This window comes from Leifsonia sp. NPDC058194 (assembly GCF_042883605.1).
Classification (GTDB): domain Bacteria; phylum Actinomycetota; class Actinomycetes; order Actinomycetales; family Microbacteriaceae; genus Leifsonia.
In genome coordinates, this window is record NZ_JBHVVL010000002.1 from 880,576 (window position 1) to 895,323 (window position 14,748).

At 71.4% G+C, this 14,748-nt stretch carries 13 protein-coding genes and 1 other RNA gene; 9 read left to right on the top strand and 5 right to left on the bottom strand.

Annotated features, from left to right (window positions below; translation table 11 throughout):
• Nucleotides 1-2 precede the first annotated feature (2 nt).
• From ACFVU2_RS10975 to ACFVU2_RS11010, 8 genes are all read left to right on the top strand, one after another.
• Nucleotides 3-623, top strand: coding sequence for a TetR/AcrR family transcriptional regulator (locus ACFVU2_RS10975; protein WP_387873859.1), 621 nt, complete (start codon nt 3-5; stop codon nt 621-623).
• A gap of 10 nt (nt 624-633) precedes the next feature.
• A complete protein-coding gene (gene ppgK, locus ACFVU2_RS10980; protein WP_387873861.1) occupies nt 634-1,389 on the top strand; it encodes a polyphosphate--glucose phosphotransferase in 756 nt (251 codons plus the stop codon).
• Between the two features lie 214 nt (nt 1,390-1,603).
• Nucleotides 1,604-1,693, top strand: a complete 90-nt coding sequence (locus tag ACFVU2_RS10985; protein ID WP_290472258.1) for a potassium-transporting ATPase subunit F — start codon at nt 1,604-1,606, stop codon at nt 1,691-1,693.
• Nucleotide 1,694: 1 nt separating this feature from the next.
• The gene (gene kdpA, locus ACFVU2_RS10990; protein WP_387873864.1) at nt 1,695-3,359 is read left to right on the top strand and encodes a potassium-transporting ATPase subunit KdpA; all 1,665 of its coding nucleotides are present in this window, start codon (nt 1,695-1,697) and stop codon (nt 3,357-3,359) included.
• Nucleotides 3,360-3,363: 4 nt separating this feature from the next.
• Nucleotides 3,364-5,523: a potassium-transporting ATPase subunit KdpB gene (gene kdpB, locus ACFVU2_RS10995; RefSeq protein WP_387873867.1), complete on the top strand. Its 2,160-nt coding sequence runs from the start codon at nt 3,364-3,366 to the stop codon at nt 5,521-5,523.
• 24 nt (nt 5,524-5,547) lie between these two features.
• Entirely contained in the window at nt 5,548-6,156 is a 609-nt protein-coding gene (gene kdpC, locus ACFVU2_RS11000; RefSeq protein WP_387873869.1) for a potassium-transporting ATPase subunit KdpC, read from the top strand.
• Between the two features lie 2 nt (nt 6,157-6,158).
• Nucleotides 6,159-8,648 carry a DUF4118 domain-containing protein gene (locus tag ACFVU2_RS11005; protein WP_387873871.1) on the top strand — a complete coding sequence of 830 codons (2,490 nt, stop codon included), beginning with the start codon at nt 6,159-6,161 and terminating at the stop codon, nt 8,646-8,648.
• Nucleotides 8,645-9,337, top strand: coding sequence for a response regulator (locus tag ACFVU2_RS11010; RefSeq protein ID WP_387873874.1), 693 nt, complete (start codon nt 8,645-8,647; stop codon nt 9,335-9,337). The genes ACFVU2_RS11005 and ACFVU2_RS11010 overlap by 4 nt, the downstream gene beginning before the upstream one ends.
• Here ACFVU2_RS11010 and ACFVU2_RS11015 read toward each other — a convergent pair.
• The 5 genes from ACFVU2_RS11015 to ACFVU2_RS11035 form a co-directional block, all read right to left on the bottom strand.
• Nucleotides 9,310-9,693 carry a hypothetical protein gene (locus tag ACFVU2_RS11015; RefSeq protein WP_387873875.1) on the bottom strand — a complete coding sequence of 128 codons (384 nt, stop codon included), beginning with the start codon at nt 9,691-9,693 and terminating at the stop codon, nt 9,310-9,312. The two genes, ACFVU2_RS11010 and ACFVU2_RS11015, sit on opposite strands and share 28 nt — an antisense overlap.
• A gap of 34 nt (nt 9,694-9,727) precedes the next feature.
• Nucleotides 9,728-10,097: RNase P RNA component class A (gene rnpB / locus ACFVU2_RS11020), an RNA gene on the bottom strand.
• Between the two features lie 51 nt (nt 10,098-10,148).
• Nucleotides 10,149-10,883, bottom strand: a complete 735-nt coding sequence (locus ACFVU2_RS11025) for a zinc ribbon domain-containing protein (RefSeq protein ID WP_387873878.1) — start codon at nt 10,881-10,883, stop codon at nt 10,149-10,151.
• Between the two features lie 41 nt (nt 10,884-10,924).
• Entirely contained in the window at nt 10,925-11,743 is an 819-nt protein-coding gene (locus ACFVU2_RS11030; RefSeq protein WP_387873881.1) for a Nif3-like dinuclear metal center hexameric protein, read from the bottom strand.
• A gap of 18 nt (nt 11,744-11,761) precedes the next feature.
• Nucleotides 11,762-13,867 carry a cytosine permease gene (locus tag ACFVU2_RS11035; protein WP_387873884.1) on the bottom strand — a complete coding sequence of 702 codons (2,106 nt, stop codon included), beginning with the start codon at nt 13,865-13,867 and terminating at the stop codon, nt 11,762-11,764.
• Nucleotides 13,868-13,933: 66 nt separating this feature from the next.
• On the opposite strand from ACFVU2_RS11035, the gene ACFVU2_RS11040 reads away from it, so the two are divergent.
• Nucleotides 13,934-14,743 carry a thymidylate synthase gene (locus ACFVU2_RS11040; protein ID WP_387873886.1) on the top strand — a complete coding sequence of 270 codons (810 nt, stop codon included), beginning with the start codon at nt 13,934-13,936 and terminating at the stop codon, nt 14,741-14,743.
• The last annotated feature ends 5 nt before the right edge of the window (nt 14,744-14,748 follow it).

The following is a 14,748-nucleotide window of genomic DNA, read 5'->3' on the forward strand; positions in this document are numbered from 1 at the left end:
AAATGGACCCTAATTCGCCTCCCGCCCGCCGCCGACGCGGAGCGGAGCTCGAGGACGCGTTGCTCGACGCGGCGTGGGAGGAGCTCGACGCCAACGGCTACGCGGCCCTGACGATGGAAGCGGTCGCCGCACGGGCGGGAACGAGCCGGCCCGTCCTCGCCCGCCGCTGGCCCAGCCGCAGCGACCTCGCCATGGCCGCCATCCGGCACCGGTACGACGGGGATCCGATCGACGTGCCCGACCGCGGCAGCCTCCGCGAGGACATGCTCGACCTCCTCCGCCAGTTCAGCGCACGGCGCAGCGGTCTCGTCGTCCTGATCATGCTGCGGTTCTCCGGGATCGTGAGCGAGGCGGAGGGCGGGATGGCGGGCCTGCGCGAACGCCTCATCACACCGGGCCCCTCCCTCCTCGACGAGATCCTCGACCGTGCGGACGCACGCGGCGAGATCGACCGCGGCCGGCTGCCCGACATCGTCGCCGGTCTGCCGACGATGGCACTGCGCCACGAGATGCTGATGACCCTGCGCCCACCGGAGGACGCCACGCTGGTGGCGATCGTCGACGACCTCTTCCTGCCGCTCGCCACGGCCACGCGCACCCCGCCCGGGCACGACCCGCGGTAGATTCGTGGGCATGAGCGGTCAGAAGCACGCAATCGGCATCGACATCGGCGGAACGGGGATCAAGGGAGGGCTGGTCGATCTCGAGACCGGCGAGCTCGTGAGCGACCGGATCAAGCTGCCCACCCCCGAGGGCGGCGAGCCGGACGGCATCGTCGAGGTCACGAAGGAGATCGTCGACCAGCTCGCGAAGGAGGAGCCCGACGCCCCCGTCGGCGTGTGCTTCCCGGCGATCGTCAGTCACGGCGTGACCCTCTCGGCCGCGAACGTCTCGAAGAAGTGGATCGACCTGCACGCGGAGGACCTCTTCGAGAAGGCCCTCGGCCGCGACATCCACTTCGTGAACGACGCGGACGCCGCCGGCTACGCGGAGACGCGTTTCGGTGCGGCGAAGGGCAAGGACGGCCTGGTCATCATGACCACCCTCGGCACCGGCATCGGGTCGGCCCTCATCTACGACGGCGTCCTCATCCCGAACGCCGAGCTCGGCCACCTCGAAGTCGACGGCCACGACGCCGAGTCCCGGGCGGCGTACTCGGCGAAGGAGCGCGAGGACATGAGCTGGGAGAAGTGGGCCAAGCGTCTCCAGAAGTACTACTCCACCCTCGAGTTCCTCTTCACCCCCGATCTCTTCATCGTCGGCGGCGGAGTCTCCAAGAACTACCAGGAGTTCCTCCCGCTGCTCGACCTCAAGACGATCATCGTGCCCGCCGTGCACCGCAACAACGCGGGCATCCTGGGCGCCGCGGCCCTCGCCGTGAAGGGGTAGCGTCAGCAAGCCGCAAGGATTCCGCGGCGGGGCGTTAGGGATGCGTTAGGACGGGCATCCCGCGGCCCACGCGGGTGTGGACTCTCTTCTGCCGCGGCCGACTGGCCGCGGCATCCTCACGGATGGAGAGAGTCTTGCTAGACGTCGTCTACCTGCTCGGAGTGGTCGTGCTCGCGGTGATCGTGGGCATGGCCGGCCGGGGGGTCGAGAAGCTGTGATCGTGATCAACGTGGTCGCGGCGCTGCTCGCTGTCGCCGCGATCGCCTACCTGGTCGTCGCCCTCGTGAAGCCGGAGCGGTTCTGAGATGGGCCCGGACTCCGTGACGGGCACCTGGCTGTTCGTCGCCCAGCTGGCGACGCTCGTGCTGCTGCTCGCCGTCGCGTACCGCCCCCTGGGCGACTACATGGCGCGCATCTACACCTCCGACCGCGATCTCGCCGTCGAGCGCGGCGTCTACCGTCTCATCGGCGTGGACGCGCGTGCCGGTCAAGCGTGGCCCGCCTATCTGCGGGGCGTGCTGGCGTTCTCGGTCGTGGGCATCCTGCTGGTGTACGCGCTCCAGCGGTTGCAGCAGGTGCTGCCCTACTCGCTCGGGCTGCCCGCGGTCCCGGAGGGGACCGCCTTCAACACGGCGATCTCGTTCGTGACCAACACGAACTGGCAGTCGTACTCCCCCGATGCCACCCTCGGCTACACCGTGCAGTTCGCCGGCCTGGCCGTGCAGAACTTCGTCTCCGCCGCGGTCGGCATGGCGGTCGCGGTCGCTCTGGTGCGCGCATTCGCCGCACGGTCGAGCGGGACGATCGGCAACTTCTGGGTGGACATGATGCGCGGCACCGTGCGCATCCTCCTCCCGCTCTCCCTGATCGCGGCCGTCGTGCTCATCGCCGGCGGCGCCATCCAGAACGTCAACGGGTTCGAGCATGTCACGACCCTCACCGGCGCGGCGCAGTCGATCCCCGGCGGGCCCGTCGCGTCGCAGGAGGCGATCAAGCTGCTCGGGACCAACGGCGGCGGCTTCTTCAACGCGAACTCCGCGCACCCCTTCGAGAACCCGACCGCGTGGACGAACCTCGTCGAGGTGCTGCTGATGCTGGTCATCCCGTTCTCGCTGCCGCGCACGTTCGGCACGATCGTCGGCGACAAGCGCCAGGGCTACGCGATCCTCGCCACGATGGCGGCGCTCTTCACGGTCTCCCTCGTCGCGATGACCCTGTTCGAAGCGTCCAGCGGATCGATGGAGGGCAAGGAGGCCGCGTTCGGGGTGCTGGGATCGACCCTGTTCGACACCACCAGCACGGCGACCTCCACCGGCGCGGTGAACTCGATGCTCGACAGCTACAGCCCGCTTGGCGGGATGATGGCGATGATCAACATGATGCTCGGGGAGATCGTGCCGGGCGGCGTCGGCTCCGGACTCTACGGCATCCTGGTGATCGCCGTGATCGCGGTGTTCGTCGCGGGCCTCATGGTCGGTCGCACGCCGGAGTACCTGGGCAAGAAGCTCGGTCCGCGCGAGATCAAGCTGGCCAGTCTGTACATCCTGACCACGCCCACGCTCGTGCTGATCGGCACCGGGCTGAGCTTCGCGATCCCGGCGGTCCGCGCCGACATCGAGAAGACGTCGATCCTGAATCCCGGGCTGCACGGCTTCAGCGAGGTGCTCTACGCGTTCACCTCCGCCGCCAACAACAACGGCTCGGCCTTCGCCGGCCTCACCGCGGCGACGCTGTGGCTCAACACCGCCCTCGGCGTCGCGATGTTCCTCGGCCGGTTCCTGCCGATCGTCTTCGTGCTCGCCCTCGCCGGTTCGCTCGCCCAGCAGGGCCGCATCCCCGCGACCGCCGGAACGCTGCCCACCCACCGGCCGCAGTTCGTCGGCCTCATGGTCGGCACGATCCTGCTGGTCTCGGCACTCACCTATTTCCCCGTTCTCGCGCTGGGTCCCCTGGCGGAAGGGCTGCAGTAACACCATGACGACGCTCACCCCCCACCGCAGCACCCGTGCTCCGAAGGAACGCGCGACGACGGCCGGCGCGTTCAGCGGCGCCCAGCTCGTCGCCGCCCTCCCCGGCGCGCTGCGCAAACTCGATCCGCGCCAGATGTGGCGCAACCCGGTCATGTTCATCGTCGAGGTCGGCGCCGCGCTGACGACCATCGTCGCCCTCGCTCAGCCCTTCCTCGGGGCGGGCGGCACCGGACCGGCGACGCTCGCCTTCACCTGGAGCATCGCCGTGTGGCTGTGGCTCACCGTGGTCTTCGCCAACCTGGCGGAGTCGGTGGCCGAAGGCCGGGGCAAGGCCCAGGCCGCGACCCTCCGCTCGACGCGGTCGACCACGCTCGCGAACCGGGTCGCCGGGTACGACGAGCGCACCGATCCGGACGCCGTCCATGCCCCGCTCTCCGCGGTCGCGTCCAGCGAGCTGGCGCTCGGCGATGTGGTCGTCGTCGTCGCGGGCGAGCTCATCCCGGGAGACGGCGACGTGATCCGCGGGATCGCCACCGTCGACGAGTCGGCGATCACGGGCGAGTCGGCTCCCGTGGTCCGCGAGTCGGGCGGTGACCGCAGCGCCGTCACGGGCGGCACGCGCGTGCTGTCGGATCGCATCGTCGTGCGCATCACCTCCAAGCCCGGCGAGACCTTCGTCGACCGGATGATCGCCCTCGTCGAAGGGGCGTCGCGGCAGAAGACGCCGAACGAGGTCGCGCTCAACATCCTGCTCGCGAGCCTGTCGATCATCTTCGTGATCGTCGTGCTCGTGCTGCAACCGGTCGCCGGCTACTCCGACGCCGCTCCGACCGTGCCGGTGCTGATCGCCCTGCTGGTCTGCCTCATCCCCACCACGATCGGCGCCCTGATCTCGGCGATCGGCATCGCGGGGATGGACCGCCTCGTGCAGCACAACGTGCTCGCGATGTCGGGCCGCGCCGTGGAGGCTGCGGGCGACGTGACGACGCTGCTGCTCGACAAGACCGGGACGATCACGTACGGCAACCGGCGGGCGAGCGAGTTCGCCGCGGTCGGAGGCGCGGACCGCGACACGCTCGTCCACGCCGCCGCGCTCTCGTCCCTGAGCGACCCGACACCCGAAGGCGTCTCGGTCGTCGAGCTCGCCGAGACCCTCGGATATGCGCGGCCCGAGAAGGTGGACGGTGAGATCGTCCCCTTCACCGCCCAGACCCGGATGAGCGGGGTCGACCTGCCGGACGGCTCACAGGTGCGCAAGGGGGCGGCGAGCGCCATCGTCTCGTGGGTCCGTGAGGCCGCGGAGACGGCCGGCACGCTGCCGCCCGCGGCGAGTGCACTTCGCGAGCTGGATGCCGAGGTCGAGCGCATCTCGCAGGTGGGCGGCACCCCGCTCGCGGTCGCGACGCGGGACGCCGACGGGACCGCTGCGGTCCTGGGCGTGATCTACCTCAAGGACATCGTCAAGGACGGGCTCGCCGAGCGCTTCGCGGATCTGCGCCGGATGGGGATCCGCACCGTCATGGTGACGGGCGACAACCCGCTCACCGCGAAGGCCATCGCGGCCGAGGCGGGCGTCGACGACTTCCTCGCCGAGGCGAAGCCGGAGGACAAGCTCGCGCTGATCCGACGCGAGCAGGAGGGCGGCGCGCTGGTCGCGATGACCGGCGACGGGACGAACGACGCACCCGCTCTGGCCCAGGCGGACGTCGGTGTGGCGATGAACACGGGCACGTCGGCGGCCAAGGAGGCCGGCAACATGGTCGACCTCGACTCCGATCCCACCAAGCTGATCGACATCGTCCGCATCGGCAAGCAGTTGCTGATCACCCGCGGTGCGCTCACGACGTTCTCCATCGCCAACGACGTCGCGAAGTACTTCGCGATCATCCCGGCCATGTTCGTCGCCGCGTTCCCCGGGCTGGCGGCGCTGAACGTCATGGGGCTGCACTCCCCCGCGTCCGCCATCCTGTCGGCCGTGATCTTCAATGCGATCGTGATCGTGGCGCTCATCCCGCTCGCGCTGCGCGGGGTGCGATACCGCCCCTCCGCCGCCTCGGCGCTGCTCGGCCGCAACCTGCTGATCTACGGCCTCGGCGGGATCATCGCCCCCTTCATCGGGATCAAGCTGATCGACCTCGTGGTCGCGCTGATCCCCGGATTCTGACACGCACGGAAAGGACGCACGACAATGAACCGGATCCGCGGCGCCTGGCGCCAGTACTGGGTCGCCCTGCGCGCGATGATCGTCCTCACGGTCGCACTCGGCATCGGATACACCTTCGTCGTCACCGGGATCGGGCAGCTCGCACTGCCGGCCCAGGCGAACGGCTCGATCATCTCGGTCGACGGGAAGCCCGTGGGCTCCGCGCTCATCGGGCAGAGCTTCACCGACAAGGACGGGGCCGCCCTGCCGCAGTGGTTCCAGTCCCGGCCGTCCGCGGCCGGGGACGGCTACGACGGCGCCGCCTCCTCCGGCAGCAACCTCGCCGCCTCGAACCCTGCTCAGCAGAAGGCGGTGAAGGAGCGCACCGCGGCGATCGAGACGTCGGACGGTGCGAGCCCCGGGAGCATCCCGAGCGACGCCGTCACCGCCTCCGGGTCGGGCCTCGACCCGCACATCTCGCCGGCGTACGCCCTGCTCCAGGTCGACAGGGTCGCGGCGGCGCGCGGCCTCCCGGCCGACCGCGTGCGTGCGCTGGTCGAGTCTAGGATTCAGGGACGGGACCTCGGTTACCTCGGGGACCCGACCGTGAACGTGCTCCAGCTCAACCTGGCCCTTTCGGAGATGGACAAGTAGACATGCCTCGTGGCCGCCTGCGGGTGATGCTCGGTGCGGCACCGGGCGTCGGCAAGACGTACGCGATGCTCGAAGAGGGCAAGCGGCTGCGGGCGCTCGGCAAGGACGTGGTGGTCGCGGTCGTGGAGACCCACGGCCGCGCCGCCACCGCCGCGATGCTCGACGGGTTGGAGGTCGTGCCCCGGCTGACGGTCGAGCATCGCGGCGTCCAGCTGACGGAGATGGATCTCGATGCCGTCCTCGCGCGGGCCCCGCAGCTCGCACTGGTGGACGAGCTCGCCCACACCGACGCACCCGGCACCGCGCACGAGAAGCGCTGGGAGGACGTCGACGCGATGCTCGACGCCGGCATCGATGTGATGTCGACGGTCAACATCCAGCACATCGAGTCGCTGAACGACGTGGTCGAGCAGATCACCGGCGTGCAGCAGCGCGAGACCATCCCGGACGCCGTGCTCCGCCGGGCCGATGTGATCGAGGTCGTCGACCTGGCCCCGCAGGCGTTGCGCGATCGGCTCACCGAGGGCGATGTCTATCCCGCCTCGCGTATCGACGCCGCCCTCTCCAACTATTTCCGCCTGGGCAACCTCACCGCGCTGCGCGAGCTGGCGCTGCTCTGGCTGGCGGACGAGGTCGACAGCGCCCTCCAGAAGTACCGCGCCGAGCACGGCATCGCGGGAAAGTGGGAGGCCCGCGAACGTGTCGTCGTCGCCCTCACCGGCGGCGCCGAGGGCGAGACGCTGCTACGCCGGGGCGCCCGGATCGCCGCGCGCTCGGCGGGCGGCGAACTGCTCGCCGTGCACGTCACCAGCGAGGACGGCCTGCGGACCGGGGCGCCGGGCACCCTCGCGGCGCAGCGCGCCCTCGTCGAGCAGCTCGGCGGCAGCTACCACCAGGTGGTCGGCGCCGACATCCCGCGCGCGCTGGTCGAGTTCGCGCGCGGGGAGAACGCCACCCAGCTCGTGATCGGCGTCTCACGGCGCAGCCGGCTCGCCGCCCTGCTCACCGGCCCGGGGATCGGCTCCACCGTCATCCGCGAGTCCGGCGACATCGACGTCCACATCGTGTCGCATTCGCGCGCCGGAGGCCGCTTCTCCCTTCCGCGGCCCCGCGGCGGCCTCACCCTGCGGCGCCGCGTGCTGGGCTTCGTGCTCGCGATCGTCGGCGGCCCGCTCCTGACCCTGCTGCTCACGAGCGTGCGATCCGGGGAGTCGATGACCGCCGACGTGCTGAGCTACCAGCTGCTCGTCGTGGTCGTCTCCCTGGTCGGCGGCATCTGGCCGGCCCTGTTCGCGGCGCTGCTGTCGGGCCTCACGCTCGACTACTTCTTCGTGGACCCGCTCTACACGATCACCATCAACGAGCCGCTGCACCTGCTCGCCCTGGTGCTGTACGTCGTGATCGCCGCCCTGGTGAGCCTCGTCGTCGACCAGGCGGCGCGCCGCACGCGCTCGGCTCAGCGCGCCGCCGCGGAAGCGGAGCTGCTGGCGACGATCGCGGGCGGCGTCATCCGCGGGCAGGACGCCCTTCAGGCGCTCGTCACGCGGACGCGGGAGGCGTTCGGCCTGACCGGGGTGCGCCTCCTCGACGGCGGGGAGGTGGTGTCGACCGACGGCGAGCCCGCCGACTCCGCGCACACCCAGCGGCTCCCAGTCGGCACGCGCGGCACCCTCGAGCTCTCCGGGCGCGACCTGGCGGCGAGCGACCGCCGCCTGCTCGGCGCGATCGTCGCGCAGCTCGACGCCGCCCTCGAACACCGCGACCTGGCGGCGACGGCCTCCGAGCTCGGACCGCTCGCGGAGGCGGACCGGGTGCGCAGCGCCCTGCTGGCGGCTGTCGGACACGACCTGCGGCGACCGCTCGCGGCGGCGACCGCTGCGGTGACCACCCTCCGCCAGACCGACCTCGCCCTCAGTGACGACGACCGGGAGGCCCTGCTCGAGACCGCGGAGGACAGCCTCTCCGGACTCGCGGGGCTCGTGACCAATCTGCTCGACGTCAGCCGGGTCGAGGCGGGAGTGCTGGGCGTCTCGATCGCACCCACCGAGCTGGACGACGTCGTCTCGCCCGCTCTCGACGAGCTCGGGGCCGGGCCGGCCGACGTGGAGCTGGACATCGCCCCCGACCTCCCCCTGCTCGCCGCGGACGGCGTCCTCCTGCAGCGCGTCGTCGTGAACCTGCTCGGGAACGCCCTGCGCTACAGCCCCGCCGACCGCCGGCCCGTGCTCGCCGCGAGCGAGTTCGGCGGCACGGTCCAGGTGCGCGTGATCGACCACGGCCCCGGGATCCCGGGTGAGCGCAGAGAAGCGGTCTTCCTGCCGTTCCAGCGCCTCGGCGACACGGACAACGACTCGGGGATCGGGCTGGGACTCGCCCTGTCCAAGGGCTTCGTCGAAGGGATGGGCGGCACGCTCGACGCCGAGGACACGCCCGGCGGAGGCCTGACGATGGTGGTGTCGCTCCCCGCGGCCGTGGAAGGGACCCGCTCGTGAAGATCCTGATCGCCGACGACGACCGGCAGATCCTGCGCGCACTGCGCATCCTCCTGACCGCCCGCGGGTACGACGTGCTGACCGCGAGCACGGGCGCGGAAGCCCTGTCGGAGGCCGTCGAGCACCATCCCGACCTCGTGATGCTCGACCTCGGCATGCCCGAGCTGAACGGGATCGAGGTGATCGAGGGCCTGCGCGGCTGGTCGGCCGTGCCCATCCTCGTCGTCTCGGGCCGCACGGGTTCGGCCGACAAGGTGGACGCGCTCGACGCGGGAGCCGACGACTACGTCACCAAGCCGTTCGCCGCCGACGAACTGCTCGCGCGCATCCGGGCGCTCACCCGCCGCCAGACGGCCGGAGCCGACGAGCCCGTGGTGACCTTCGGCGAGGTGAGCGTCGACCTCGCCGCCCACCAGGTCACCCGCGCCACCGCGTCCGGGTCGGAGCACGTGCGCCTCACCCCGACCGAGTGGGCGATCCTGGAGCTGCTCGTGCGCAACCCGCGCCGCCTCGTCACCCGCCAGGCGCTGCTGACCCAGGTCTGGGGGCCGCAGTACACGAGCGACACCGGATACCTGCGCCTGTACCTCGCGCAGCTCCGCAAGAAGCTCGAACCCGAGCCGTCCCGGCCGCGCTATCTGCTCACCGAGCCGGGGATGGGCTACCGGTTCTCCCCCGATGGCGATTGAACCGACGGCGGCTGAACCGACGCGCTCAGCGCCCCGAGCGCCCGCAGCGCCCGGCCCGCGAGCAGGGTGATGACGATCGCGATCCCGATCACGACGACGGTGGCGGCCATCCAGTAGCCGAGGGACATCGTCGACATCCGGAACACGTCGTCCATGGTGTCCGCGAAGGAGGAGCCGCCGACGGTCCCCGAATCGAGGAGGTCGCCGCCGATCGACCAGAACATCGGCTCCGGCACGATCGACGGGCAGACCAGGAAGATGGCCAGGCACGACCCGTAGCCGACCCCGACCAGCGCGAACACGCAGATGGCAAGGGCGCCGGCGCGCGACACCAGCCGGGCCGAGCGCTCCTCCATGCTGTGTCCCCTCGGCCGACGGCTTCGTGTGCAGGGAATGGGCCGGCTGCTACGCCGGGTTCTGTCACGGCACCGAAGTGCCGCGGACGGCCATCTCTCTCGGGGCGACGTCGCCGCCGCCCTCCAGCGGTCTACCCGGGGACTCGGCGAGCAGCCTCATCGTCCCCTGTCTGACCTTGCTCCGGGCGAGGTTTACCGAGCCGACCGGGTCACCCCGGCCGCTGGTGGTCTCTTACACCACCGTTTCACCCTGACCACCGGCCGGAGCCGGTGGCGGTCTGCTTTCTGTTGCACTGTCTCGCGGGTTGCCCCGGGTGGGTGTTACCCACCACCCTGCTCTGTGGAGCCCGGACGTTCCTCGGCGGTCCGCCCTCGCGGACCGACGCGACCGTCTTGCCGACCCATTCCGCGCTCAACGATAGCGCAGGGCGCCTGTGCGCCAGGTCAGAGTCCGCTCAGAGCCCGGACTCCTCGTTGCGGATGAGGATGGCGCTGCTGTCGGGGCAGAGGACGACGTCGTCCGCAGCGGCCCGGCGGATGTCGGCGAGATCCGACTCCGTCAGCTTCACGTTCGACCCCATCGAGACACCGCGGAGCAGCACGGCGGCACCCAGGCCGTAGCGGGCGCGCTGACGTTCGTAGAGCGCGACCAGATCCTCCGGGAGGGCGGAGGCGATGGTGTGCCGGTCGGCCGCGAGGGCCGAGCGCTGCACCGCGAGCTTCTCGGCCTCCACGTCGCGCGCCGCCTCGAGGGTGCCGACGCGTGCGGTGAGCTCGTCTCGCTCGGCGTCGACGGCCGCGAGCGCCTTCTCGAGCCCGTCCACCTTCTCCATGACGGTCAGCTCGATCTCCTCGAGATCGCCCTGGCGCTTGGCGAGGGAGGCGAGTTCGGCCTCCAGAGCCTGCACGTCCTTCACGGAGGCGGTCTGCTGCACCCGGTCGTTGTCGCGCGTGATGCGCGCCTCGACGACCGCGACGTCCGATTCGATCCGCTTGAGCTCGGTGCGGGCGTCCTCCAGCTCTCCGGTCGCGGCGATCCAGCGCGCGCGCAGGGATTCGATCTCCGGCTGCAGCGCGGCCAGCTCCGTGATCTGCGGCAGCGTGGTGGCCGCGTGGTCGAGCTGGGCGAGGCGGGTGTCGGCGGACTGCAGGCGCAGCAGTTCGTTCTGGTCGGCGGGGCTGGCTTTCACGTGTGGTGCTCCATCTTCGTGGGTGACGGTTTCTCCAGGGGCTACTGGAGGATGGCGAAGTCCCAGGGGTCGGTGCGCAGTTCGCTCACCGCGACCTCCACTCCGGGAAGGGCCGCGCGCAGCTGCGTCGCAGCGGTGTCCAGCCACAGCCACTCGCTCGCCCAGTGGGAGACGTCGAGCAGGGCCGGGCCGCCGCCGAGGATCGCCTGCTCCCGTGCCTCCGAGGCGGGGTGGTGGCGCAGATCGGCGGTGATGTAGACGTCGGAGGAGCGCACGGCGTCCGAGCCGAGCAGGGAGTCCCCGGCTCCGCCGCAGACGGCCACGCGCGAGACGGGCTGATGGTAGTCGCCGGCGGCGCGCACCCCTCCGGCGGTCGGCGGGAGGAGGTCGGCGAGCGCACGGGCGAGGGCGCCGAGCGTCGTCGGCTGCGGCAGGGTGCCGACGCGGCCGATGCCGGTGACGCCGTCGGGCGCCGGGGTGATCGGAGTCGTGCCGGTGAGGCCGAGGCGCCCGGCGAGCACCGCACTGGTGCCGTCCTCGACGACGTCCGCGTTGGTGTGGGCGGCGATCAGAGCGCAGCCCCCGCGGATGAGCCGGGCGAGGAGGGCGCCCTTGTAGCGGTCCTCGGCGACGCTCGTCACTCCGCGCAGCAGGAGCGGGTGGTGGGCGAGCAGCAGGTCGGCGCCGGTGCCGACGGCCTCGTCGACGGTCGCGGCGACGACGTCCACGGCGAGCAGGATGCGCTCGACCGGGGCGTCCGGATCGCCCGACAGCAGCCCGGGTGCGTCCCAGCCCTCGGCGCCCGAGAGCGGCCAGAGCCCTTCGACGGTCTCGCGGACGGAACGGAGGGTGTGCTGCACGGGATAGAGCCTACGGGATCAGGCGGCGCCCTGCTCCTGACGGCGCACGGCGCGCGACCCCACCACGAGCGGTGTCAGCAGGCCGAGGGCGAGGGCGACGATCACGCCGATGTTGCTGGCTCCGATACCGGCCTGCGGATCGATCCCGAGGAGCCGGAACAGGTACCCCTCCCACGCCAGCCAGGGCAGATCGGAGCTCACGAGACCGAGACCGATCACCGTGGCCGCGACGAGCATGCCGAGGTTCACCCAGCGCCAGTCGGGGTAGACGCCGCCGGAGGCCAGGAGGGACGGCTGATGGAAGCGGCGCACGCGCAGCATGGTCTCGGCCGCGAAGAGCCCCGTCCAGGCGGCGACCGGCACGGACAGGGCGGTGGGGACGCCGCGCACGACGCTGTCGAGGTCCGTCACAGTGAGCGCGAGCACGATCCCGGCGAGCGCGATCGGGCCTCCGGCGAGCACGGTGCTCCACTGCCGCCCGAGCCGCACGCCGAGGGCGTCGAGAGTGAATCCCGCCGAGTACATCGTGAGCACGAGAGCGGAGATCAGGCTCAGACCCACCGCCAGGAGCAGCGGCACCGGGTACCACCACGGCAGTCCGAGGCTCACGAAACCGGCGACGGGGTCGCTCGCCAGTCGTTCGGCGAGGCCGGGGTGGGAGGCCGCGAGGAGGCCGCCGTACGACACCAGCACGAACGGCGGGACGGCCGCGCCGAACGTCGCCCACAGCATCGCGGCGCCTCCGGACGAGGTCGGCCGCTGGTAGCGCGCCACCTCGGCGCTGCTCATCGCCCACGCCAGCCCCAGGTAGCTGAACACCAGGACTGCGCCCGTCACGACGTGCGTCCAGAGCGCGTCGGGGACGGCGAGCGCCCGGGCGAGATCGACCTTGTTCCACGTCCCCGCGACCATCACCGCGATCAGGACGCCCGACGCGATGGTCAGGATCAACTGCACCCGCGCGACCAGCGAGTAGCCGAAGAAGGCGACGACTCCGGCGACGAGGATCGCCACGAGGAGCGCGACGGCCGTCGGGGTGGCCCGATCGTGCGCCCACCCGCCCGCGACCGTGAGCGACCCGGCCGCCGAGCCGGCGAGCCAGAGCAGCACCGCGCCCCAGAACAGCTTGGTGATCAGGGCGAGGACGGTGGGGATGGCGTTGCCGCGCACACCGAACGTCGCGCGCGAGACGACCATGGTGGGCTGACCGCTCCATTTTCCGGCGAGCGTCCCCAGTCCCAACGGGAGGAAGGAGAGCGCCACGCCGACCAGGGTCGCCACGAGAAGTTGGCGCAGGCTGAGGCCGAGGGTGAAGAGGGTCGCGCCGACGCCGATCGAGATCAGGGACGACGTGCCGGCGAACCAGAGCCAGAACAGGCGGGCGGCGCGCCCCACGCGCCGGTCGAGCGCGGTCGGTTCGAGGTCCGCCTCCTCGACCTGGAACAGCGGGGCAGGCACCGGCTCCGCGCCGTAGAGCACCGTCTCGTCCAGGGCGACCCGTGGCGACGCGCGCGGGGTCGGGGCGGTGCCACGGACGTCGTCGGCGTCGTCGTGCAGGTCGGTGTCGATGTGGTCGGGCGTGCCGCCGAGGGGCCCGACGTCGTGCGTGACGACCGGTGCGGTACCGGTCGGCTGGGGCAGCGACGGGGCCATCGCGATCACGGGGACGATCGGTGGCAGAGGCTCGACGGACTCCGACGCCGGCTCCGGATCGAGGGCCGTCCCGGCCGCCGGCGGCACCTCGGCGACGAGCGGCACGGGCTGCGAGTCCCTCGGCGCCAGCTCCGGAGGCACGTACGACAGCGGCTCGGCGCGCGAGGGAGCGGGTGGCTCGGGAGGCTGCGGCGGCTCGGGAGGCTGCGGTGCGGCCGCCCCCACCCACGCGCTGAAGGTCGGCTGCGGACCCTCCACCGGTCGCCGCACCGGCAGATCCTCGAAGCTGATCGCCTGCGTCGGCGGCCCAACCCAGTCCTCGTCCGGCTCGTCCGGCTGCTCCGGCTCGACCGGCCGCTCCTGCTCGACGGAGACGACGGGGATGGCCATCGTGATGCGCGCCACCTCCTCCTCGAGGGCGCTGGCGAGCTCGTCGTCGCTGTGACGATCGCCGTCGGAGCCGGTCTCCATGTCGAAAGACTACGACTCGCACCCCGCGGGGGTCAGGGGCGGCCGAACGGAAGTACCATCGACTCGATGAGCGAGACGATCCCGACCCCGTACGAAGACCTGCTGCGCGACGTCCTCGCGAACGGCAGCCGCAAGTCGGACCGCACCGGGACGGGCACGCGCAGCGTGTTCGGCCGTCAGCTGCGCTTCGACCTCGCCGAGGGGTTCCCCCTCATCACGACGAAGCGCGTGCACTTCAAGTCGATCGCCTACGAGCTGCTCTGGTTCCTCCGCGGCGAGAGCAACGTGGGCTGGCTGCGCGAGAACGGCGTGACCATCTGGGACGAGTGGGCCGACGACCGCGGCGAGCTCGGCCCCGTCTACGGAGTCCAGTGGCGTTCGTGGCCGGCTCCCGACGGCTCGCACATCGACCAGATCGCGCAGGTGATCGACCAGCTGCGCCGCGACCCCGACTCGCGCCGCATCATCGTCTCCGCGTGGAACGTCGCGGACATCCCGAGCATGGCGCTCGCCCCCTGCCACGCGTTCTTCCAGTTCTACGTCGCCGACGGCCGGCTCTCGTGCCAGCTGTACCAGCGCAGCGCCGACATGTTCCTCGGCGTCCCCTTCAACATCGCGAGCTACGCGCTGCTCACGCTCATGGTCGCCCAGCAGGTGGGCCTGGAGCCCGGTGAGTTCGTCTGGACCGGCGGCGACTGCCACATCTACGACAACCATGTGGAGCAGGTGGAGGAGCAGCTCACGCGCGATCCCTATCCGGCGCCGCGCCTCCGCTTCGCCCGCACCCCGGAGAGCATCTTCGACTACCGGTACGAGGACTTCGTCGTCGAGGACTATCGGCACCACCCGGCGATCCGCGCCGCCGTGGCCGTCTGATCCCG

Bases quoted from the DNA above. Each gene is read 5' to 3' on its own strand.
- ACFVU2_RS10975 (WP_387873859.1), top strand. From the start codon at position 3: ATGGACCCTAATTCGCCTCCCGCCCGCCGCCGACGCGGAGCGGAGCTC.
- ppgK (WP_387873861.1), top strand. From the start codon at position 634: ATGAGCGGTCAGAAGCACGCAATCGGCATCGACATCGGCGGAACGGGG.
- kdpA (WP_387873864.1), top strand. From the start codon at position 1,695: ATGGGCCCGGACTCCGTGACGGGCACCTGGCTGTTCGTCGCCCAGCTG.
- kdpB (WP_387873867.1), top strand. From the start codon at position 3,364: ATGACGACGCTCACCCCCCACCGCAGCACCCGTGCTCCGAAGGAACGC.
- kdpC (WP_387873869.1), top strand. From the start codon at position 5,548: ATGAACCGGATCCGCGGCGCCTGGCGCCAGTACTGGGTCGCCCTGCGC.
- ACFVU2_RS11005 (WP_387873871.1), top strand. From the start codon at position 6,159: ATGCCTCGTGGCCGCCTGCGGGTGATGCTCGGTGCGGCACCGGGCGTC.
- ACFVU2_RS11015 (WP_387873875.1), bottom strand. From the start codon at position 9,693: ATGGAGGAGCGCTCGGCCCGGCTGGTGTCGCGCGCCGGCGCCCTTGCC.
- ACFVU2_RS11035 (WP_387873884.1), bottom strand. From the start codon at position 13,867: ATGGAGACCGGCTCCGACGGCGATCGTCACAGCGACGACGAGCTCGCC.
- ACFVU2_RS11040 (WP_387873886.1), top strand. From the start codon at position 13,934: ATGAGCGAGACGATCCCGACCCCGTACGAAGACCTGCTGCGCGACGTC.